The organism is Agrobacterium sp. ST15.13.013 (genome assembly GCF_027956525.1).
GTDB lineage: Bacteria > Pseudomonadota > Alphaproteobacteria > Rhizobiales > Rhizobiaceae > Agrobacterium > Agrobacterium salinitolerans.
In genome coordinates this window covers 176,199-195,785 of record NZ_JAQKGP010000008.1, presented here as the reverse complement: position 1 = coordinate 195,785, position 19,587 = coordinate 176,199, and the positions used below count along the sequence as shown (strand labels likewise).

23 protein-coding genes and 1 tRNA gene are annotated in these 19,587 nt (G+C 59.8%); 14 read left to right on the top strand and 10 right to left on the bottom strand.

Translation table 11 applies throughout. The features are described 5' to 3' along the window. Positions 1-109 precede the first annotated feature (109 nt). A tRNA-Ser gene (locus tag PL597_RS11085) sits at positions 110-200 on the bottom strand. Between the two features lie 162 nt (positions 201-362). Here PL597_RS11085 and PL597_RS11080 point away from each other — a divergent pair. Both PL597_RS11080 and PL597_RS11075 read left to right on the top strand, forming a co-directional pair. Continuing rightward, positions 363-704, top strand: a complete 342-nt coding sequence (locus tag PL597_RS11080; protein WP_077982618.1) for a hypothetical protein — start codon at positions 363-365, stop codon at positions 702-704. An 89-nt stretch (positions 705-793) separates the two neighbouring features. After that, a complete protein-coding gene (locus tag PL597_RS11075) occupies positions 794-970 on the top strand; it encodes a hypothetical protein (protein ID WP_162854288.1) in 177 nt (58 codons plus the stop codon). Position 971: 1 nt separating this feature from the next. Here the strand turns inward: PL597_RS11075 and PL597_RS11070 are convergent, their stop codons facing one another. Together PL597_RS11070 and PL597_RS11065 are read right to left on the bottom strand one after the other, a co-directional pair. After that, the gene (locus tag PL597_RS11070; RefSeq protein WP_077982620.1) at positions 972-1,772 is read right to left on the bottom strand and encodes an aldolase/citrate lyase family protein; all 801 of its coding nucleotides are present in this window, start codon (positions 1,770-1,772) and stop codon (positions 972-974) included. A 7-nt stretch (positions 1,773-1,779) separates the two neighbouring features. Next, entirely contained in the window at positions 1,780-2,997 is a 1,218-nt protein-coding gene (locus PL597_RS11065; RefSeq protein ID WP_271365173.1) for an NAD(P)/FAD-dependent oxidoreductase, read from the bottom strand. 306 nt (positions 2,998-3,303) lie between these two features. Here PL597_RS11065 and PL597_RS11060 point away from each other — a divergent pair, with 306 nt between their 5' ends. Further along, positions 3,304-3,651 (top strand): hypothetical protein, encoded by a 348-nt coding sequence (locus tag PL597_RS11060; protein ID WP_269824383.1) that lies wholly within the window; start codon positions 3,304-3,306, stop codon positions 3,649-3,651. A gap of 158 nt (positions 3,652-3,809) precedes the next feature. After that, complete coding sequence (locus tag PL597_RS11055; RefSeq protein WP_271365172.1) at positions 3,810-4,922, top strand: pyridoxal phosphate-dependent aminotransferase; 1,113 nt, start codon at positions 3,810-3,812, stop codon at positions 4,920-4,922. Between the two features lie 327 nt (positions 4,923-5,249). On the opposite strand, the gene PL597_RS11050 is transcribed toward PL597_RS11055, so the two are convergent. Next, complete coding sequence (locus PL597_RS11050; RefSeq protein ID WP_003524109.1) at positions 5,250-5,513, bottom strand: SEL1-like repeat protein; 264 nt, start codon at positions 5,511-5,513, stop codon at positions 5,250-5,252. A gap of 578 nt (positions 5,514-6,091) precedes the next feature. On the opposite strand from PL597_RS11050, the gene PL597_RS11045 reads away from it, so the two are divergent. The 7 genes from PL597_RS11045 to vapC all read left to right on the top strand — a co-directional run bounded on the left by PL597_RS11045 (position 6,092) and on the right by vapC (position 10,004). Further along, positions 6,092-6,430 carry a DUF2147 domain-containing protein gene (locus PL597_RS11045; RefSeq protein ID WP_077982624.1) on the top strand — a complete coding sequence of 113 codons (339 nt, stop codon included), beginning with the start codon at positions 6,092-6,094 and terminating at the stop codon, positions 6,428-6,430. 163 nt (positions 6,431-6,593) lie between these two features. Next, the gene (locus PL597_RS11040; RefSeq protein ID WP_271365171.1) at positions 6,594-7,190 is read left to right on the top strand and encodes a hypothetical protein; all 597 of its coding nucleotides are present in this window, start codon (positions 6,594-6,596) and stop codon (positions 7,188-7,190) included. A 148-nt stretch (positions 7,191-7,338) separates the two neighbouring features. Further along, the gene (locus PL597_RS11035; RefSeq protein ID WP_162520419.1) at positions 7,339-7,521 is read left to right on the top strand and encodes a hypothetical protein; all 183 of its coding nucleotides are present in this window, start codon (positions 7,339-7,341) and stop codon (positions 7,519-7,521) included. 11 nt (positions 7,522-7,532) lie between these two features. Then, positions 7,533-7,709, top strand: a complete 177-nt coding sequence (locus PL597_RS11030; protein WP_162520402.1) for a hypothetical protein — start codon at positions 7,533-7,535, stop codon at positions 7,707-7,709. 106 nt (positions 7,710-7,815) lie between these two features. After that, entirely contained in the window at positions 7,816-9,321 is a 1,506-nt protein-coding gene (amn, locus tag PL597_RS11025) for an AMP nucleosidase (protein ID WP_077982626.1), read from the top strand. A gap of 66 nt (positions 9,322-9,387) precedes the next feature. Beyond that, positions 9,388-9,618 (top strand): type II toxin-antitoxin system VapB family antitoxin, encoded by a 231-nt coding sequence (locus PL597_RS11020; RefSeq protein ID WP_142912474.1) that lies wholly within the window; start codon positions 9,388-9,390, stop codon positions 9,616-9,618. Beyond that, the gene (gene vapC, locus PL597_RS11015; protein ID WP_271365170.1) at positions 9,615-10,004 is read left to right on the top strand and encodes a type II toxin-antitoxin system VapC family toxin; all 390 of its coding nucleotides are present in this window, start codon (positions 9,615-9,617) and stop codon (positions 10,002-10,004) included. The genes PL597_RS11020 and vapC overlap by 4 nt, the downstream gene beginning before the upstream one ends. Positions 10,005-10,007: 3 nt before the next feature. Here vapC and PL597_RS11010 read toward each other — a convergent pair whose 3' ends face one another. From PL597_RS11010 to PL597_RS11000, 3 genes are all read right to left on the bottom strand, one after another. After that, on the bottom strand, positions 10,008-10,478 hold the full coding sequence (locus PL597_RS11010) for an OsmC family protein (RefSeq protein WP_217004456.1): 471 nt from the start codon (positions 10,476-10,478) through the stop codon (positions 10,008-10,010). A 59-nt stretch (positions 10,479-10,537) separates the two neighbouring features. Beyond that, positions 10,538-11,914: an aspartate aminotransferase family protein gene (locus tag PL597_RS11005; protein ID WP_271365168.1), complete on the bottom strand. Its 1,377-nt coding sequence runs from the start codon at positions 11,912-11,914 to the stop codon at positions 10,538-10,540. Between the two features lie 146 nt (positions 11,915-12,060). Further along, a complete protein-coding gene (locus PL597_RS11000; protein WP_142912472.1) occupies positions 12,061-12,969 on the bottom strand; it encodes a diacylglycerol/lipid kinase family protein in 909 nt (302 codons plus the stop codon). A gap of 235 nt (positions 12,970-13,204) precedes the next feature. Between PL597_RS11000 and PL597_RS10995 the strand changes: the two genes are divergently transcribed. Together PL597_RS10995 and mgtE are read left to right on the top strand one after the other, a co-directional pair. Continuing rightward, positions 13,205-14,449, top strand: a complete 1,245-nt coding sequence (locus PL597_RS10995; RefSeq protein WP_173988503.1) for an MFS transporter — start codon at positions 13,205-13,207, stop codon at positions 14,447-14,449. 283 nt (positions 14,450-14,732) lie between these two features. Further along, positions 14,733-16,106, top strand: coding sequence for a magnesium transporter (gene mgtE / locus PL597_RS10990; protein ID WP_077982631.1), 1,374 nt, complete (start codon positions 14,733-14,735; stop codon positions 16,104-16,106). A 65-nt stretch (positions 16,107-16,171) separates the two neighbouring features. Here the strand turns inward: mgtE and PL597_RS10985 are convergent, their stop codons facing one another. Together PL597_RS10985 and PL597_RS10980 are read right to left on the bottom strand one after the other, a co-directional pair. Then, on the bottom strand, positions 16,172-17,008 hold the full coding sequence (locus PL597_RS10985; protein WP_269825815.1) for an undecaprenyl-diphosphate phosphatase: 837 nt from the start codon (positions 17,006-17,008) through the stop codon (positions 16,172-16,174). 120 nt (positions 17,009-17,128) lie between these two features. Continuing rightward, positions 17,129-17,518: a winged helix-turn-helix transcriptional regulator gene (locus PL597_RS10980; RefSeq protein ID WP_077982633.1), complete on the bottom strand. Its 390-nt coding sequence runs from the start codon at positions 17,516-17,518 to the stop codon at positions 17,129-17,131. A 103-nt stretch (positions 17,519-17,621) separates the two neighbouring features. On the opposite strand from PL597_RS10980, the gene PL597_RS10975 reads away from it, so the two are divergent. Next, entirely contained in the window at positions 17,622-18,638 is a 1,017-nt protein-coding gene (locus PL597_RS10975) for a zinc-binding alcohol dehydrogenase family protein (RefSeq protein ID WP_271365167.1), read from the top strand. A 77-nt stretch (positions 18,639-18,715) separates the two neighbouring features. On the opposite strand, the gene PL597_RS10970 is transcribed toward PL597_RS10975, so the two are convergent. Next, positions 18,716-19,459 carry a pentapeptide repeat-containing protein gene (locus tag PL597_RS10970; protein ID WP_271365165.1) on the bottom strand — a complete coding sequence of 248 codons (744 nt, stop codon included), beginning with the start codon at positions 19,457-19,459 and terminating at the stop codon, positions 18,716-18,718. Positions 19,460-19,587 lie beyond the last annotated feature (128 nt).

Here is a 19,587-nt window from a genome sequence, read left to right as displayed (position 1 = left end):
TGGAACAGAGAACGCTGCAAACAATCGACAATCCGTTCGGCACGAGATTGTCACCTATGTCTTAGGTACAAACTGTTACCTATGTCTCCGGTCTGGACAAGCGCCGAAATGGCGGAGAGGATGGGATTCGAACCCACGATACGCTTTTGACGTATACTCCCTTAGCAGGGGAGCGCCTTCGACCACTCGGCCACCTCTCCGGTGCGGCCTGATTATTGCGTAAAAAAAATGATTGCAAGGCTTTTTCGCCAAGAAGCACAAAAACCTGTTGGCTGAACATCCTCCTGCGAAACTTTGCGGGCCTTTCGGGAACTTCTTGCAGGCCGGCACGTTCTGGCTTCGGTAACAAAAGAGGTGTTCTAATGGCTCAGACCAAACTGAATGTTGTCGAAGACACGATCGAAAACCAGATTGCGGAGCTGCGTTCGCAGATCGCATCCCTCTCCAAATCCGTCTCGGCCCGCGCGGAAGGCGTGGGCGAAGATGCATCCGAATTTCTGGATGAGGCGCGCGGGCGCGTTCGCAAGGCGGCCCACAATGTGCGCGCCCAGGGCCAGCATGTCGTCGAAGCGGTCAAGGAGAATCCCGGCACGGCAACCTCCCTGCTGACGATCGTTGGCGCACTCGGTTTTGCAATCGGTTATGCGGTCGGCACAAGCACGCAGCAGAATTCGTCGAACGGAAGCCTTTATCGCTGGCGCTGATGGCCGCACGGGCTTAAAATTCAGGCAAGGCGGGTCAATCCCGCCTTGCCTTTTCGTGTTGATTTGAATTGGGATGAATGGGGGCGAATATGCGGTTCAGCGACGATCTTGAAACGGCTTTGTCGGATTTTGCGAGGGATCACGGCATCGACAGGGATGAAGCCATCCAGCGCATCGTTCGCGCCGCCCTTATCAATGGCGGTTATCTCGCCTCCGGCGAAGAAGGCATTCCGCCGGAAAAGCTGAACGCCAGCAACGACGACTGAATCAATATCCCGACCGCGATGGCGCAGGTGCTGCCCCGCCCTTGTAACGGGCCGATAGCGCACGCAGGGTGCTGGCGAATTCCGTTACATCGGCGCCGACGGCCACGAAGGAAGCGCCGAGTTCGAGATAGCGGCGATTGTAGGTTTCGTTGAAGGTGAGAATGCCGGCGGCCTTGCCCGCCTTGACGATCTTGACAATGGCTGCCTCGATCACCGTCTGCACTTCCGGCTCGTCTATCCTGCCGAGATAACCCATATCCGCCGCCAGATCCGCCGGGCCGATGAAGACGCCGTCCACGCCTTCCACCGCAAGAATATTGTCGAGATCGTCGATCGCCGCACGCGTTTCGGCCTGCACCAGCAGGCAGACGCCGTCCGAGGCGCTGTCGGCGTAATCGGTTATCGTGTTGAAGGCGGAAGCGCGGGCGACGGCAGCCCCCATGCCGCGAATGCCGCGCGGCGGATAATGCATGGCACTGACCAGATCTTTCGCCTGATCGGCCGAATCGACCATAGGCACGAGAAGCGTGCGCGCACCCGCGTCCAGAAGCTGCTTTATCATCCAGCTTTCGCCGACCGGCACGCGCACCACCGGCTCGGCGGGCGATGTGGCAAGCGCGCGAAGCTGATCGATGATGCTGCGCAGATCGTTCGGCCCGTGTTCTCCGTCAATCACCAGCCAGTCAAAACCCGCAGTGCCGGCGATTTCCGCCGTGATGGCCTCGCCCATATCGAGCCAGAGGCCAATCTGCGGCTTGCCGGCATGGATGGCGGTTTTGAAACGGTTTTCGGGAGCGGGCATGATGTCCTCAGGAAAGCAGTAATTTCAGATCGGCGGAAGCATCCGCCAGGATGGCGCGATCCGGCTCCGCGCCGGTATCGAGCAGTTTCTTGCCCGCGACATAGGCCTTGGCGTCGTTGACGGCATCCACCGCCACGAATCGCCCATCGCGAAAATACCAGACGGACCAGCTGCCCTCGCGCGCGCCTTGCCTCAGCATCGTCTCGTCGTAACCAAGATTGAAGCCGGCGATCTGCAGTTTGGCGTCATATTGATCCGACCAGAACCATGGCTTGGGATCATAGGCGGTTGCAGCCCCGGTGAGCACGGCAGCGGCCGCCTCAGCCTGATCGACTGCGTTCTGTACCGATTCGAGACGCACATGCTGACCGCGCCAAGGCAGCAGCGCGCAGTCGCCCACCGCATGAATGGCGCTGTCGGAGGTGCGGGTATGGTCGTCCACCACGATGCCATTGCCGACGTCGAGGCCCGATTCGCGAGCGAGGCGGTCATTCGGTGTTACGCCGATGCCGACAATCACGAAGTCCACATCCAGCGTCGAGCCGTCGGAGAGTTCGGCAGCGGCCACCCGGCCATCCATGCCGACAAGGCGCACAAGGCCGGTCTTTTCGCGAATGGAAACGCCGTGAGCCTGGTGGATGCCGCGCATGATATCGGCGGTTTCCTTCGCCGCCACGCGCTGGAGAATACGGTCGGCCATTTCGATCAAGGTCACTTCGAGGCCGAGCTTGCGGGCGACGGCCGCTGCTTCGAGGCCGATATAACCGCCGCCGATCACCAGCAGCCTGCGGCCCGGCTTCATCTCCTCCATCAGACGGTCGGCATCGCGTTTGTCGCGAACGGTCAGGACGCCTTCCAGATCGCCGCCAATACTGGCGGGCAGCAGCCGGGGAGCCGCCCCGGTCGCCAGCACCAGCCGGTCATAGGAAAGCGTGCCGCCGTCCTGCATGCGCAGGGTTTTGGCTGAGCGGTCTATCTCCTCGACCAAGGTGGAAAGCCGCATATCGACATTGTTCTCCGCGTACCATTCCTCCGGCCGGAACATCAGCCGGTCGAAGCTCATCTCGCCGAGGAGGTATTTTTTGGAGAGCGGCGGCCGCTGGTAAGGATAGGCATCCTCGGAACCGACGATGGTGATGGGGCGCTCATCCTTCAGCGCCCGAAGCTTCGACGCCAGCGCGAAAGCGGCCTGCCCCGCCCCGACGATTACCAGCCTTCCCGTCACAGTCCACTCCCAGAAGAATCACGAAGCGCCGGTCCTGTCGGGCCTCGTGAAGCGATATTGCAAGGCTCAGGCGTAACGCCAAGTACGGCCCCAGTCAACACCAGCCCCGTGCAAGCGTGACGCAGTATCAGCACAGACTGCAACCGGATGAGACCGAACGCATTTCCATAGTGGAAACATCGGCTTCCGATGGGAAGACTGGTTGAGATCGATACAGACAACAGACAATTGCGTTCATTTCCTTCATGCCCTGGCAAGGAAGCGGCGTTAAAATCGGCATCAAAAGAGGCAATCCGGGAGGTTGTCATGGCTTTGCATATGGATCCCCGTCTGAACGTCCCCCAGGACGAGATGTACGAGAAATTTCAGATCGACCGGCCCGGCAAGATCACCTTCATCGGGCATCATCTCAGCGCCAAGGACACCATGCGCTGCCTGGTGCGGACCATTTCCCTTTACGGCGCGGAACTGGATGTCAGCCCCGATCTGGAAATGCCGGCCAATTTCTATCTGGAAATTCTCGGTATCCGCGATGAGATCGGCTGCACGCTGATCCGGCGCGAAGAGGAAAAAGTGACGATCGGCTTCAATATGCTGATCGATGCGGAGTTCCTGCACCATGTGCGACGCCTGAGCTTCGAGACCAACGCGTGACCCCGGCACGATAGGCCGATGGCTTTTCCGTCCCCTCACCGGGACGTAAAATTCTGTTCCAAAACAGTCATGCCGCAACCGGCTGCGCCTTGCGTCCGGTTTTTTTGGACCTATTGTGAGCCGGGTTTTAAACACAGATACCGGAAACTCTGAAGCCAATGTCCGCTTTTTCACGCCTTACCCCCCTCGCCGTCTCGCTACCCTCCACCGTTCCCTTCGTTGGCCCGGAGGCCATCGAGCGGAACCGCGGCTTGAAGGTTGAAGCGCGTATCGGCGCAAACGAAAGCGGCTTCGGCCCTGCCCCTTCCGTGCTTGTGGCCATGCGTGATGCGGCAGCAGAGACATGGATGTACAGCGATCCGGAAAATTTCGAGCTGAAGGAAGCGCTCGCCATCCACCATGGCGTCTCGCGCGGCAATATTGCCATCGGCGGCGGCGTCGATGGATTGCTGGGAGAAATCGCCAGGCTGATCATCGAGCCGGGCACGCCTGTCGTCACCTCTTTCGGCGGTTACCCCACCTTCAATTACCATGTGAACGGTTTTGGCGGGAAACTCATAACCACGCCCTATGTCGACGATCACGAAGATCTTGACGGGCTGCTCGATCTCGTCATCCGGGAAAATGCGCCACTCGTTTATTTCGCCAACCCTGATAATCCGATGGGAAGCTGGTGGGAAGCGAGCGAAGTCGTCGCCTTCGCCCGCGCATTGCCGGAAACCTGCCTGCTCATTCTGGATGAAGCCTATTGCGAAACCGCGCCGGCCAGCGCCGTGCCGGCCATCGACGCGCTGATCGGCCAGCCGAACATCCTGCGCATGCGCACCTTCTCGAAAGCCTATGGGCTTGCGGGTGCGCGCGTGGGTTACGCCATCGGCACGCTCGGCAATGTCGAAGCCTTCGACAAGATCCGCAACCATTTCGGCATGGCACGCATTTCGATCGCCGGCGCTTTGGCGGCACTGAAAGATCAAGCCTATCTGCATGAAGTCGTTGGTAAAATTTCTGACGCCCGTGAGCGCATTTCGGCAATTGCCCGAGATAACGGCCTATCACCGCTCCCCTCCGCCACCAATTTCGTCACCATCGATTGCCATCGCGACGGGGCTTATGCCCGCGCCATCGTCGATGGGCTGATGGAACATGGCGTCTTCATCCGCATGCCGGGCGTTGCGCCGCTCAACCGCTGCATTCGCGTGAGCGTGGGGCCGGGTGACAAGCTCGATCTTTTCGAGCAAGCGCTGCCGAAGGTTCTCAAGACGATCGGGTAAGTTCCCAGCCCACCCTCATCCCTGTTCCCCGGAACAGGGATGAGGGTTTCAGGCGAGGCGCGCCTATAATCCGATACTTCGCATTGCACGCATCGAACCAACAACCTCCCGCAAGCTCCTGCCCGCGAATCATTTTCCGGCAACGGACATCGCAAAACATAAGAAAACCGCGCCGGCCTTGTTCCTGCCGGTCGCGGTTTGATGTGTCAGCGCAAAAGCTTGTTTTCAAAGCCCTCGCCGCGTTCCCCTTCGGGTTTACTTTCCTTTGCGCCGGTCATCGGGACTGGAGGGAACCGGACCGGAAATCTCAATGATGGCGTGGGTCAATCAGTGCATCGTCATCCAGTCGCGGGCAGCGCGCAGCGCTTCGGCCAGTTCCGATTTCGTCATGTTGCGGGCGAGATCGGCGCGCAGCGAAGCGGCTCTTTCCGATCCGCGGATCGCGGCGATGTTGAGCCATTTATGGGCTGCGATCAGGTCCACCTTGCAGCCCCGGCCGGTCGCATAGACCAGGCCGAGATTGCAAAGAGTGTCGGCGCGGGTTTCGCCACCGGCAGCCATTTCGATATCGCGGATTTCAAAGCGTGCCATCGTTTTTATCCCTGTCGTTCAGAGCTTTCCGCTTTTCGTCAAAAAGCGAAGCGCTCTGTCTCTTTGTTTTTTCGCATTTCCCGACGCAAAACCGCTTCGCACTTTTGCTGGAATGCTCTCGCCTGTTTCATCATTGCCTTCTTGCCGAGGCTATCGTCCGGACCCGCCGTCTTTTGCGGCTTTTTTGCCCTTCCGTCCGGCAGGTTTTCCCTGCGCTTTTGATGAGTTCACTATGCCACCGGGCCTTCAACACCCGCTTAAAAGGCATGATTAATGGGCCGCAAACAAACTGCAAACGATTGGTAAAATTGGGTTTTCGTTAAATATCACGAGGTGCGGAAATTAAGGACTTTGCGGCGAATTTTACGAAAAGTTTAGAATTGGATTTAAACCCTTCGTTCACCACGATCCAAACACCGATTTTCTGTTTTCCTCTTTTCTTCGCTTTCAAACGTCGCAAATGCCGTGCAATGGACGCAAATTTCTATTTCCTTTTACGTTAACGTCAAATACTATCCGCCTGCCCGTGCGGAGGATGAACGGGCAAAGACCAGCGCGACGTGAACGGAGGAGTTTCCATGAAGCGTGTGATGATGATGACCGCTGCCCTGCTGATGGGCAGCAACCTTGCCTTTGCCGCAGAAGCCATTGAGGGCAACTGGAAGACGGCCAGCGGCGAAACCGCCGTGATCGGCCCCTGCGGCGGCGCTTTCTGCGTGACGCTGAAGACCGGCAAGCATGCCGGAAAACAGATTGGCAAGCTTTCCGGCAAGGGAAACAGCTATTCCGGCGAGATCACCGATCCTGCCAATGACAAGACCTATAGCGGCTCCGGCACCGTTTCCGGCAATTCGCTGAGCATGAAGGGTTGCGTACTGAAGGTTCTGTGCAAATCGCAGACCTGGACGCGGCTGTAATCGACAAGGCGGCGGGTGGGCTTTCTGTCCTGCCGCTTGCGACCCCGCGGCTGACGGTGCAGTGCGCCGCCCAAGGACTTCGCCCGAACCTGCGGGCGCAGGCCGCATGGAAGCCATATATCCGTTGATGTATTGTTGCGCCCGACACCAACGAGAGCGACGCATGCGCCCCATCCTTTCGACAATCCTGATCGCAGGCACTTCGCATGTCGGCAAAAGCACCCTTGCGGGCCTGTTGAGCGATAGGCTGCGTTGCGAGGCAATATCGACCGACAGTCTCGCCCGCCATCCGGGAAGGCCATGGCCGCGCGTTCCGGTGCCCGTGGAGGAATATTACTCGCAGCTCTCGGCGGAAACGATCCACTGGTTTCTCAAGATACATCATCAGAACATCTGGCCATCGATCCGCACGATGATCGACAGCAGGTCAGGCACCGGCACGCCCGCAATCTTCGAGGGCGCGGCCCTGCGGCCGGAATTGATTTCGCCCCTGCTCGGCGACGAGGTCGCCGGTGTCTTTCTCCATGCCGGCAATGATTTTCTTCTCGAGAGAATGCGCTCTCACGCCCGCTATCAAGATGCAGCGGCTGAGAAGCGGCGGATCATCGACGCCTTCATCGAGCGTTCGTTGCGGGAAAACACGGACATGCTGGCATCCGCGCAGGAGCACCGTGTGCCGGTTGTCAATGTGACCCAGCCTCAGGCATTCGAGACCCTGCTGACCGATCTTGCGGCGCGTGCGGAAGCCCCTCTGCCCTGATCGAAAAGCGGGTGCTCCAGCGCCACTGTGGCATCAATCCACCATGTCACCACCCGTTAACATCCCTGAACACCATATGAACCGGGACCTCAGGGTCCGTTCAGTCTGAGTGTGGCAAAACTCTGTCCATCAACTCCGATAAAGGGGAATGGGCATGACAAAGCTGATCAGCCGACTGGCAATCTTCGCGTTTCTCATGGCGATCTTCGCCATGTCCTTCGCCTCGCTCGTCGTTAATCCCAACCGCAGTTTCCAGCGGGTGAATGCCGGTGCGGCAATTGCCTGCCAGCACAGCCCGGCGCCCGCCGCCAATTGCCCCGTCGTACTGTAAGAAGGGATTTGATGATGACGACAAGCTTCTCCAACGGTCTGTTTTCCGCCCTGCGGCTGATGCTGATGGCCTCGATCTTTCTCGGCCCGGTGGCCGGACTTGCGGTTTACAAGGCCGATCCCCGCCCGGCCTCGAAGGGCGCCGGATTCGTACTCCTGATGAGCCTGCAGCGCGGCGCGCTCGGCTGAAATTTCTGCCGCCCCCACAGTTATTCGAACTGCATTTTCGCGTTTCTTTTCAGCTTCTTCGTATTTCTGTCGCTTGCCTGTCGAAATTGGCCTCTTATAATGGGCCATGACAATAGCAAAACGAACGATTCCGCCCCTCACCTTCATCAGCCCCGAGCCTTTCGCGCCGCAGACATTCACGGATCCGAAAGAAGCCGTGGCGGCTTTGACCGCGCTTTATGAACGCAATACGGCGTTCCTCATCAACTCCTTTACCGAACTCGCCAAGGGTGCGCCGATTACCGGCCGTTACCGCGCCTGCTACCCGCAGGTCAGCCTTGAGACCGCAACCTTCGGCCATGTCGATTCGCGTCTCTCCTACGGCCATGTCACCGCCCCCGGCGTCTATACGACGACGATCACCCGCCCTGAGCTTTTCCGCCACTACCTGAAAGAGCAGCTGGGGCTTCTGATCAAGAACCACGGCGTTCCGGTAACGGTGTCGGAATCGGCCACACCCATTCCGCTGCATTTCGCCTTCGGCGAAGGCGCCTATGTCGAGGCGGCGGCGGCGTCTTCGCTCTCCGACGTGCCGCTGCGCGATCTTTTCGATACGCCCGATCTCAACAATACCGACGATCTCATCGCCAATGGTGAATATGATCAGGTGCCCGGCGAACCGGCGCCGCTTGCGCCCTTTACCGCACAGCGCATCGATTATTCGCTGGCCCGCCTCAGCCACTATACGGCAACGAGCGCCAGCCATTTCCAGAATTTCGTGCTGTTCACCAACTACCAGTTCTATATCGATGAATTCGCCGCCTGGGCGCGGAAATTGATGGCCGACGGCGGTGAAGGTTATACGGAATTCGTGGAGCCGGGCAATATCGTCACGCTTGCCGGTTCCGACAGGCCGACAACCGATATGACACTGGCGCGGCTGCCGCAAATGCCCGCCTATCACCTGAAGAAAAAGGGTCATGCCGGCATCACGCTCGTCAATATCGGCGTTGGCCCTTCCAACGCCAAGACGATCACCGACCACATCGCCGTGCTGCGCCCGCATGCCTGGCTGATGGTCGGCCATTGCGCCGGCCTGCGCAACAGCCAGCGGCTGGGAGACTATGTTCTGGCCCATGCCTATGTGCGTGAGGATCATGTTCTCGACGACGACCTGCCGGTCTGGGTGCCCATCCCGGCTCTCGCCGAAGTGCAACTGGCTCTGGAAGGCGCTGTGGCAGAAGTTACCGGCTACGAGGGCTTCGAACTGAAGCGCATCATGCGCACCGGCACCGTCGCCACCATCGATAACCGTAACTGGGAACTTCGCGACCAGGCCGGCCCCGTCAAGCGCCTGTCGCAGTCGCGCGCCATTGCGCTCGACATGGAATCGGCCACCATCGCCGCCAACGGTTTCCGCTTCCGCGTGCCCTACGGCACCCTGCTCTGCGTTTCCGACAAGCCGTTGCATGGCGAACTGAAACTGCCGGGCATGGCGACGGAGTTCTACCGCACGCAGGTCGCCCAGCATCTGCAAATCGGCATTCGCGCCGTGCAGAAGCTTGCGGCCATGCCAACGGAAACGCTGCATTCGCGCAAGCTCAGAAGTTTTTACGAGACGGCGTTCCAGTAAAAACAGCTGTCGCGAAAGCCTGCCTTGGTGTATGATTTCAAAAATCGATACACCAAGGATTTCTCGATGCGTACCAACATTGAACTCGATGACGCCTTGCTTGCCGAAGCGATGGAAATCACTGGTCTGTCTACCAAGAAGGCGACCGTGGAAAAGGCGTTGCGCGATCTCGTGCGCATTCATCGCCAGATGCGCGCCCTCGATGCATTGGAAGGCATGGGCTGGGAAGGCAATCTGGATGAAATGCGGACGGATTGGGATGCCGATACGGATTGGGACGTGAAGAACGTAAAATGATCGTCGCAGATACCTCTGCGTGGATTTCGTTCATTCGAAAAGACGCGCCTACCCTCTCCGCCAAGTTTCGCGCCTTAATGGCGCAGGGCGAAATTCTGATCGGCGACATCATTCTTCTTGAGGTGCTTAGAGGCGCGCGTGACGGTCATCATGCGCGCCGACTTGAGCAGATGCTGGGCGAATTTCCCTGCGTCGCGATGATGTCGCCCCAGCTCGCCATCAAGGCCGCCGCCAATTACCGCTTCCTGCGGGAGCGCGGCTATACGATCAGAAAAAGCAACGACCTCATTATCGGTACCTACTGTATCGAGCACGGGCACAAGCTGTTGCAAAATGACCGAGACTTTCAGCCGATGGCCGATCATCTCGGTCTGCGACTGGCGTGAGCCTCAAACCATCTTCACCGTCCCCTCCACGCGGATGGGAAAATTCACCGAGCGCGCGATGAAGCATTTGTCATGCGCATCATGGTGCAGCTCATCCGCCCGGGCGGGATCACCCTTCGAAATAGTGATGACCGGTTTCAGCACCACTTCGCTGAACTGCCCCGCGCCATCCTTTTCCATGACAAGCGTGCCTTCGGCATTGTCGACATAGTCTTCGACGATGATGCCGTTGACGGAGCAGAAATGCAGGTACCAGAGCTTGTGGCACGCCGAGAGCGAGGCGACGAGCAGGTCTTCCGGGTTCCAGCGGGAGGGATCGCCACGAAAGGCGGGGTCGGATGAGCCGGCGATGTCAGCTTTTCCCGAAGTGGAAATCGTATAGTCGCGTTCATAGTCGCGATAGCCCGACGTTCCCTTGCCGCGATTGCCCGTCCATTTCACCTGAACGGCGTAATGATGTTCCTGTCCTGCCATGTTAGTCCTCCCTAAGAGTTTTTCGTCGCATTTTCCGGACGTAAAACCGCTACGCCCTTTTACTGGAAATGCTCCCTCGTATCGCGCAGGTGGTCGAGCCCTTTGCGCAGCGTTTCTATGATCTCATCCACTTCCGAGCGGCTGATCGTCAGTGCCGGTGAGGCCAGCATGCGGTCGCCGGTGGCGCGCATGACCAAGCCGTTGGCCAGGCAATGGTTGCGCACCGCGGTTCCGATATCGTCCGGCTTGGCGAAACGCCGGCGCGTCGCCTTGTCGGCCGTTATCTGCAGGCCGCCCATCAGGCCGACATTCACCGCCTCGCCCACCAGTTCGTGATCCGTCAGGCTTTTCCAGCCTTCGGAGAAATAAGGGCCGATATCGTCGCGCACCCGCTCCACCAGTCCTTCCTCCTCAATGATGCGGAGGTTTTCCAGGGCGGCGGCGGCGCAGACGGGATGGCCGGAATAGGTGAAACCGTGATTGAAGTCACCGACCTCGGAAAGCATCACCTCCGCCACCCGATCCGAGACGATGACGCCGCCAATCGGCAGGTAACCGGAAGACAGGCCCTTGGCGACGGGAGCAAAATCCGGCTCCACACCGAAATGCTGGTAACCGAACCAGGAACCGAGACGGCCGAAACCGCAGATCACCTCGTCGGAGACGAGAAGAATGTTGCGCGCCTTGCAGATGCGGGCGATTTCCGGCCAGTAGGTTTCCGGCGGCACGATGACGCCGCCGGCGCCCTGAATGGGTTCGGCCACGAAAGCGGCGACATTTTCCTCGCCGAGTTCATCGATCTTCGCCTCCAGTTCGCGCGCCGCCTTCAGCCCGAATTCGGCCGGCGAAAGATCGCCGCCCTCGACATACCAATAGGGCTGACCGATATGGGCCACGCCCTCGATCGGCAGATCGCCTTGCTCGTGCATCCATTTCATGCCGCCGAGCGAAGCGCCTGCCACGGTCGAGCCGTGATAGCCGTTGCGTCTCGCGATTACCCTGGTCTTCGTCGGATGGCCGAGCGCCTTCCAGTAAACCCGCGCCATGCGAAACCAGGTATCGGTGGCTTCCGAACCGGAATTGGTAAAGAACACATGGTTCATTTTCGGTCCGGCGCGCGAAGCAATCTTCTGCGCCAGAAGTGTGGCGGGCGGCGTGGTGGTGCCGAAAAACGCGTTGTAGTAGGGCAGTTCATTCATCTGCCGCTGTACGACATCGGCGATCTCGCGGCGTCCGTAACCGATATTCACGCACCAGAGGCCGGCAAAGGCGTCGAGATATTTTTTGCCGGTGCTGTCATAGATGAAGACCCCTTCGGCGCGCTCGATGATGCGGGTGCCGGCGGCGTTGAGCTTGCCCATGTCGGAAAAAGGGTGGAGGTGATGGGCGGCATCGATGGCGGCAAGATTGGACATCGGCTTGGAGATTTCACTCATGACAGATTGCACTCCCATAAAGGCAACGGCGCTCACGCCGTCACGCCCGCCGAACATGGCCGGGCGGCTTCGATTTGGCAAGGCTGGCGTTTTTTTAGAGAGGCGGCTTGGACAAGCGGTGATCGCTCGATTCACAGTCGGTTGCGCTATGCGAAAAACGACCGCCCCACCAGAACCCTCAATTCGCCCGCATGAACTTTGAGAGCCACATCCCGTTCCATCGGCAACAATTCGCCATCGATCACGCATCGCACGTCGTGGCGTTTCTTCGGAAAATGAAGCTCCACATCAGTCGAGGTCATGGCCGTCACGGCGTCGTTCTCCTTGAGCTTGCCGCGCAAAATGTCAAAGGCGAGTTTTGCAACGCCCGAAGGGCGTAGCGGATCGGTGAGGTAAAAGCCGAGATGGCCGCCGGAAACATTGTCCGCCACCAGGAGCGAGTTCTGGCCGAACTCGTTGTTGGAGACGGAGATGGCCGAGACTTTACGGTACTGGGTTTCACCATTCACGGTATATTCCACCTCGAACACCGGCGGATTGAGGATAACGCTGATGGCGGCGCGGATGCTTGCCTTGATCTTGCCGAGACGGGAGGCAAAAGCGAGATTGTTGCGGTAGCGCACCATGCGCGAATGCAGGCCAGCCGAAAACTGGTGAACGAAGAGGCGGCCATTGGCGCTGGCGATATCCACACTGGCAACTTCGCCATGCGCCAACGTCTCCAGCACCTGGCGAATATCGAGCGGCAGCTTCAAAGAGCGGGCAAAGAGGTTCATAGTGCCGGCCGGCACGATACCGAGCGCGATGCCGTGTTTCCAGGCGATGGCCGCCGCTGCGGAAATCGTGCCGTCACCGCCGCCGGCGATGATGCCTTCAATGCCCGGCTCATCGGCGGCGCGCTCCATTTCCTCGACGATATCCTTTCCGGAGACCAGGCGGCACTCGATGGCGTGGCCGGCGCGGCTGAAAACCTCGCGGGCATGGTCGCAATAGGCCTCCATGCCTGTGGTGCGAAACGTGCCACCGTCACGATTGAAAATTGCAATGAGCTTCATGTTTCCAACCCGATCCAACAAGGCAGCCGCGCGTAAATGCCTGACCTTATATAGGGTTCCGAACACCATCGCGTGAAGATGCTCTTTTGCCGAGAATCGCTCTACCGCAACGCATCATTTCATGTTAGGGATCACTTAAGGTCATTTTCATGACCGCGCATCTCCAGTCAGGGCAGACCGCTCCCATACGGTCTTGCCCTTTTTTCTGTGGGCCCTTCCCGCTTTTCAGGTCACGATGAGCCACTCGAATTTCTCTGAAGCCCGCCTTGGCGCGGAGAATGAAGCCGTTTACACGGCCGCCCCGGCCGTGGCCCTCTCCCCGCTTGCCATCGCGCTCATCGAACTGGCGCTTGCCGCCGGCGGCTTTGGCATCGGCACCGGCGAATTCGCCATCATGGGCCTGCTTCCCGACGTCGCCGCCACCTATGGCGTCACCGTTCCGCAGGCGGGTTATGTCATCACGGCCTATGCGCTCGGCGTCGTCATCGGCGCGCCGATCATCGCGGTTCTCGCTGCGCGCATGACGCGCCGCACCCTGCTTCTCGGCCTGATGGGGCTTTTTGCGGCCGGCAATATCTTGAGCGCCGTAGCACCGGATTTCCTGAGCTTCACCGTTCTGCGCTTCATCACCGGCCTGCCGCACGGCGCTTATTTCGGGGTTGCGGCATTGGTGGCGGCCTCCATGGCACCGATCCACAAGCGCGCCCGCGCCGTTGGCCGCGTCATGCTCGGTCTCACCATCGCCACCCTGCTCGGCACGCCGCTCGCCACTTTCTTCGGCCAGCTGCTTTCCTGGCGTGCGGCCTTCATGCTGGTCGGCGGCATCGCACTTCTGACGGTGGCGCTGCTCTGGTTCTTCCAGCCGCGTGATCGGGTGGAGGAAGGCGCCAGCGTCTGGCGCGAACTCGGCGCTTTCCGCCGTGTGCAGGTGTGGCTGACGCTCGCCATCGCCGCCGTCGGCTTCGGCGGCATGTTCTCGGTGTTCAGCTATATCGCCAAGACCACCACCGATGTGGCGATGATGCCGGTTTCCACCGTCTCCATGGTGCTGGCGCTGTTCGGCATCGGCATGAATGTCGGCAATGTGGTCGGCTCGCGGCTGGCCGATATCTCGCTCAACGGCACGATTGGCGGCATGCTTGCCTTCAACGTGCTTGTCATGACGGTGTTCGGCATGACGGCGGACAATCCTTTCATGCTCTGCCTCTGCGTCTTCCTGATCGGCTGCGGTTTCGCCGCCTGTCCGGCCGTGCAGACGCGGCTGATGGATGTGGCGCAGGATGCGCAGACGCTGGCCGCCGCCTCCAACCACTCCGCCTTCAACATCGCCAATGCGCTCGGCGCCTGGCTCGGCGGCCTCGTCATCGCCATGGGTTTCGGCTACGCCTCCACCGGTTATGTGGGCGCGGTTCTTTCCCTGCTCGGGCTTGGCGTTTTCCTTGTTTCGGTCACTGTCGAGCGGCGTGAAAAGGCGGCTTGAGGTCGCCTTTTTAACAGCCAGCACCACCGCCTCCTGCCGCGGTACGGACCCTTGCGGAAATTTCACAATCAAGCGCTTGACTCTTTTCGGTTTCAGGCGCAACACGGCCTTACGCGCATGCCGATCAGGCACTGGGCGGATTTCAACGGAGCATCATTGGATGTCTAGCGACAGTAGCAGTCGATTGCCTTTGCCGAGACCGGCGAACGTGAACTGATCCGACCGCTGTCGGCTCACCACCGCGTTCGCCGTGATCGGCGAATCGACGGAAAGGTGAGCAATCATGAACTTCCACAACCTCTCCCAGAGGGCCAGCAAGGCCGCACGTCTTCTTCGTAGCGGAAACTCCGGCTCCACCACCATTGCCGAACGCGTCGAGCACCTCAATACGCTGGATGTCGCCGAGGCCGTAACCGCCATCCTCGCCATGCCGCAGGCAAAGGCCGTCGCCATTCTCGACCGGCCGGAACTGCATGGCGCCGCCGCCATCATCGCCGATCTTCCGGTCGAACAGGCCGCCCGCCTCGTCAACCTGATGTCCGACGACCGTGTGGCCGACGTTATGGCGGAAATGGCCGAAGAGCCGCGGGCAAAGCTGTTTTCCCGGCTGGACCGCACGACGGCCCTCTCCATCCAGCACCTGATGGGTTATCCGCCGCGTACCGCCGGCTCGATCATGACCACGGAATTCGTCAGCGTGCCGGACAATTGGACGGTGGAACAGACCCTTTCGCACATCCGCGTCGTCGAGCGCTCGCGTGAAACGGTCTATGCCATCTATGTGTTGGCTGAGGACGGAACGCTCTCCACCGTCGTGACGCTGCGCCGCCTGCTGACCGGCCAAGCCGGCGCTTCCATCCTTTCCGTCGCGTCGAAAGAAGGTATTGCCTATGCAAGCCCGCTAATGTCGCAGGAGGATGTCGCCCGGCTGATCCGCAAGCACGACCTGCTGGCGCTGCCCGTCGTCGATGACCGCTCGCACATCCTCGGCATCGTCACCGTCGATGACGTGATCGACACCATGATCGCCGACACGACGGAAGACGCCCACAAGTTCGGCGGCATGGAAGCGCTGGGCAAGCCCTATATGACGATCGGCTTTCCGGACATGATCCGCAAGCGCGCCGGCTGGCTCGCAGCCCTGTTCCTTGGTGAAATGCTGACGGCCAGCGCTATGCAGCATTTCGAAGGCGAGCTGGAAAAGGCCGTGGTGCTGACGCTGTTCATTCCGCTGATCATGTCCTCGGGCGGCAACTCCGGTTCGCAGGCCACATCGCTCATCATCCGGGCGCTGGCGCTCGGCGAGTTGAAGCTTTCTGACTGGTGGCGGGTGCTGCTCCGGGAAATCCCGACGGGCCTGACGCTCGGCTGCATTCTGGGCGCCATCGGCTTCCTGCGCCTGAGCCTCTGGCAGCAGGCCGGGTTTTACGATTATGGCGAGCACTGGCTGCTGGTCGGCGCCACCGTTTTCGCAGCCCTCGTCGGCATCGTGACCTTCGGCTCGCTGGCCGGCTCGATGCTGCCCTTCGTGCTGCAACGCCTGCGGCTCGACCCCGCCAGCGCGTCCGCCCCCTTTGTCGCGACACTGGTGGATGTCAGCGGCCTCGTCATCTACTTCTCGGTAGCGCTGGTGATCCTCAGCGGCACGTTGCTCTAAAAGACGAAAGGCCCGCTCGGAGGAGCGGGCCTACTCATTTGGGTATACGCACGCGTCAGCACTGATCAACCGCCGGCATTGATGACGCCCGTTGCCAACAGTCCAAGCAGAACAAAGCCTATGACCACGCGGTACCAGACGAAGGGCATGTAGCTCCTGGTGGAGACCAGCTTGAGGAAGACGACGATCACGGCATAACCGACCACGAAGGCGATCAATGTCGCCAGCCCCGTCGGACCCCAGCCGACCGGATTGTCCTCGCCGATGCTTTTGAAAAGCTGGTAAAAGCCGGAGCCGAAGACGGCGGGAACGGCGAGCAGGAAGGAATAGCGGGCCGCCGCCTCGCGGGTATAGCCTAAAAGCAGGCCGGCACTGATGGTGCCGCCCGAGCGCGAGACGCCGGGAATGAGCGCCATGGCCTGCGCGAAACCGAAGAGAATGCCGTCGCGCCAGATCAGCTGGTTCAGTTTGTAGCGCTTTTTGCCGATCCTGTCGGCGAGGCCAAGGACAATGCCGAAGACGATCAGCATCACGGCGGTGATGTAAAGGTTGCGCAGCGAATGTTCGATCGCGTCCTTAAAGAACAGCCCCAGAAACACGATCGGCACCGAGCCGACGATAATCAACCAGCCGAGCCGGGCATCAGCCTTGTCATATGGCCCAAGGCGAAGATTTTGCCTGAGCCAGGCGGCAGCGATCCGCATGATATCGGACCAGAAATAGACCAGCACCGCCATTTCCGTGCCGATCTGTGTAATCGCGGTGAAGGCGGCTCCCGGATCCGCGCCGGAGGGCAGGAACTCCCCGGCGATGCGTAGATGCGCGCTTGAAGAAATCGGAAGAAATTCCGTAAGCCCTTGCAAAAGGCCGAGAAATGCGGCCTCCAACCAACCGATACTCATGTGTCCTGATGTCCCTGCTGCGAATCGAGATCGCAGCATTATGCATCAATCAGGGCAAATACATGTTGCATCGCACCATAAAAAAGGCGCGCGGCGGGGTGCGCTTTTACCCGTGATTTTTCAGGCGGCCTTTTCCTTCATCTCGGGAAGACGGGTATATTTCGCGCCGTTCTTGCAGACGATATGGGCATCGCCCCAGCTTTTCAGGGCCGAGATCACCGGCCTCATGGTCTCGCCAAGCGGCGTCAGCGCATAGTCCACACGCGGCGGCACCACCGGAAAAACGGTGCGGGAAATCAGGCCGGCCTCTTCCAGCTCGCGCAGCTGTTTGGTGAGCATGCGCTGGGTGACGCTGGGAATATGGCGGCGCAGCTCGTTGAAGCGCAGGGTGCCCTCATTGATGAGGTGATAGAGGATCACGCCTTTCCATTTGCCATCGAGAAAACTCAAGGTCGATTCCACCGGGCAGCCGGGAAAGTTGCCGGTGAGCTTGGCGCGCGGTCGCGACATCACAGTATCCTTTTTGTATGTATCATCACAAAATGTGCATTCTTGCGATCGATGTTCATATGTATCAAGTAAGAGGCACGCAAACAAGCAAAGGAGACTGTTCATGCGCGCCATCGGTTACAGGACGAACCAGCCCATCACGGCGAAAGACGCCCTCGTCGATATCGACCTGCCCCAGCCGGAAGCGAAGGGACATGATATTCTGGTGGAGGTGAAGGCCGTTTCGGTAAACCCTGTCGATACCAAAGTGCGCCGCAACCAGTCGCCGGAAAACGGTGAACCGCGCGTGCTCGGCTTCGATGCGGCGGGTGTGGTGAAAGCCGTCGGTGACAAGGTCTCGCTGTTCAAGCCGGGCGACGAGGTGTTTTACGCCGGCGTCATCAACCGTCCGGGCTCCAACAGCGAATTCCATCTGGTCGATGAACGCATCGTCGGCGCAAAGCCGAAATCATTGAATTTCGAAGAAGCCGCCGCCCTGCCGCTGACAGCGATCACCGCTTACGAGACGCTGTTCGACCGGCTGCGGGTGAAGGAGCCGGTTCCGGGTGCTGCCAATGCCATTCTGGTGATCGGCGGCGCCGGCGGCGTCGGTTCTATTGCCATCCAGCTTCTGCGTGCACTGACGGATCTCACTGTCATCGCCACGGCATCGCGGCCGGAAACCATGGAGTGGGCGAAGGAACTCGGCGCGCATCATGTCGTCGATCACAGCAAGCCGATTGCCCCGCAGGTGGAGGCGCTCGGGCTAGGTGCGCCGGGCTTCGTCTTCTCCACCACCCATAGCGACATTCATGCCGCCGACAGCGTGGCGACCATCGCGCCGCAGGGCCGTTTCGCGCTGATCGACGATCCGGCCGGCGGTTTCGACGTCATGGCCTTCAAGCGTAAATGCGTGTCCATCCATTGGGAAATGATGTTTGCCCGCGCCGTCTTCCAGACGCCTGACATGATCGAACAGCACAGACTGCTGAACCATGTGGCCGGGCTTGTCGATGCCGGCAAGATCAAGACGACGCTGACCGAGGTTTTCGGCACCATCAATGCCGCAAATCTCATCAAGGCGCATGCGCTAGTCGAGAGCAACAAGGCCAAGGGCAAGATCGTGCTTTCCGGCTTCTGACGACCAATGAAGCGTCCGCATTGCGGGCGCTTCTCTTCCGCTTATAGTGATATATCGAGGTCCCGCGGCTTTTCCTGTCAATCGTCGTCGTCTGGCTCTTCCGGGCACGGCCAGGAGGCCGGCGCAGTCAGACCGTTCGGCAATTTGGTCTTGGCGTCACCGCAGGCAATGTCGATCTGCTTCTGATCAAGGCCGGTGGCCATGGAAAGATCGACCCCTTCAATCCGAGTCAGCAGCAGGAAGGCGCTGGTGAAATCCACCGGGCCGCCGAGCTTGGCGCCGCCGAAACGGGCCCGTGACAGGTTGGTCAGCGAGAATTTCGAGCCCTTCAGCGAGGCGCCCTCGAAATCGGCCCGGCCAAGTTCGGCCTTGGTGAAGTCCGTGCCGTCCAGCTTGGCTTTTTCGAATTTGGTTCGCTGCATTTCAGCATTGATGAATTTGGCATTGGTGGCGTCGGCGGCGGAAAAATCGCTACGATAGGCTTCCACCTTGGTCAGATTGGCGCCCTGCAGGTTCGCACCGCCGAGGGCCGTGCGAATAAGCTTCGCCTTTTCGAGATTGGCGCCCTTGAGCGACGAGCCGCGCAGGTCGGTATAGGTGAAATCCGTGCCGTAGAGCATTGCCGAATCGAGATTGCTGTCGCCCAGCATCAACAGACGCTTGTTGCATTCGCGCCAGTCGATGCCGGCCATGGCGTCGGTGCGGCAGCTTGCGGCCACCAGCGGACCGCCGCTGAAAGAAACGGCAATCATCGCAAGCGTCGCCAAACCGGCGCCGAACCCTGTCTTCCGCACGATATTCAGCCTTTGAAAGCCGGACATTCTTTCACTCCCTGTCGTCGGGCGACGGCGCAAACGCAACAGCTCCTGAGCCAGCCCAAGGACCATATGCACATTCAAAGCGTTACCGCATTCACCGCCCGCAATCCACGGGCGACGCGATGCTACAA

Excerpts from the sequence above, each read along its gene's own strand:
- PL597_RS11060 (WP_269824383.1), top strand. The coding sequence starts at position 3,304 with ATGGCTTTGCATATGGATCCCCGTCTGAACGTCCCCCAGGACGAGATG.
- PL597_RS11055 (WP_271365172.1), top strand. The coding sequence starts at position 3,810 with ATGTCCGCTTTTTCACGCCTTACCCCCCTCGCCGTCTCGCTACCCTCC.
- PL597_RS11020 (WP_142912474.1), top strand. The coding sequence starts at position 9,388 with ATGCGTACCAACATTGAACTCGATGACGCCTTGCTTGCCGAAGCGATG.
- PL597_RS11070 (WP_077982620.1), bottom strand. The coding sequence starts at position 1,772 with ATGCCCGCTCCCGAAAACCGTTTCAAAACCGCCATCCATGCCGGCAAG.
- PL597_RS10975 (WP_271365167.1), top strand. The coding sequence starts at position 17,622 with ATGCGCGCCATCGGTTACAGGACGAACCAGCCCATCACGGCGAAAGAC.
- PL597_RS11030 (WP_162520402.1), top strand. The coding sequence starts at position 7,533 with ATGATGACGACAAGCTTCTCCAACGGTCTGTTTTCCGCCCTGCGGCTG.
- vapC (WP_271365170.1), top strand. The coding sequence starts at position 9,615 with ATGATCGTCGCAGATACCTCTGCGTGGATTTCGTTCATTCGAAAAGAC.
- mgtE (WP_077982631.1), top strand. The coding sequence starts at position 14,733 with ATGAACTTCCACAACCTCTCCCAGAGGGCCAGCAAGGCCGCACGTCTT.
- PL597_RS11045 (WP_077982624.1), top strand. The coding sequence starts at position 6,092 with ATGAAGCGTGTGATGATGATGACCGCTGCCCTGCTGATGGGCAGCAAC.
- PL597_RS10995 (WP_173988503.1), top strand. The coding sequence starts at position 13,205 with ATGAGCCACTCGAATTTCTCTGAAGCCCGCCTTGGCGCGGAGAATGAA.
- PL597_RS10970 (WP_271365165.1), bottom strand. The coding sequence starts at position 19,459 with ATGTCCGGCTTTCAAAGGCTGAATATCGTGCGGAAGACAGGGTTCGGC.
- PL597_RS11075 (WP_162854288.1), top strand. The coding sequence starts at position 794 with ATGCGGTTCAGCGACGATCTTGAAACGGCTTTGTCGGATTTTGCGAGG.
- amn (WP_077982626.1), top strand. The coding sequence starts at position 7,816 with ATGACAATAGCAAAACGAACGATTCCGCCCCTCACCTTCATCAGCCCC.
- PL597_RS11000 (WP_142912472.1), bottom strand. The coding sequence starts at position 12,969 with ATGAAGCTCATTGCAATTTTCAATCGTGACGGTGGCACGTTTCGCACC.
- PL597_RS11080 (WP_077982618.1), top strand. The coding sequence starts at position 363 with ATGGCTCAGACCAAACTGAATGTTGTCGAAGACACGATCGAAAACCAG.
- PL597_RS10980 (WP_077982633.1), bottom strand. The coding sequence starts at position 17,518 with ATGTCGCGACCGCGCGCCAAGCTCACCGGCAACTTTCCCGGCTGCCCG.
- PL597_RS11035 (WP_162520419.1), top strand. The coding sequence starts at position 7,339 with ATGGGCATGACAAAGCTGATCAGCCGACTGGCAATCTTCGCGTTTCTC.
- PL597_RS10985 (WP_269825815.1), bottom strand. The coding sequence starts at position 17,008 with ATGAGTATCGGTTGGTTGGAGGCCGCATTTCTCGGCCTTTTGCAAGGG.
- PL597_RS11050 (WP_003524109.1), bottom strand. The coding sequence starts at position 5,513 with ATGGCACGCTTTGAAATCCGCGATATCGAAATGGCTGCCGGTGGCGAA.
- PL597_RS11010 (WP_217004456.1), bottom strand. The coding sequence starts at position 10,478 with ATGGCAGGACAGGAACATCATTACGCCGTTCAGGTGAAATGGACGGGC.
- PL597_RS11005 (WP_271365168.1), bottom strand. The coding sequence starts at position 11,914 with ATGAGTGAAATCTCCAAGCCGATGTCCAATCTTGCCGCCATCGATGCC.
- PL597_RS11040 (WP_271365171.1), top strand. The coding sequence starts at position 6,594 with ATGCGCCCCATCCTTTCGACAATCCTGATCGCAGGCACTTCGCATGTC.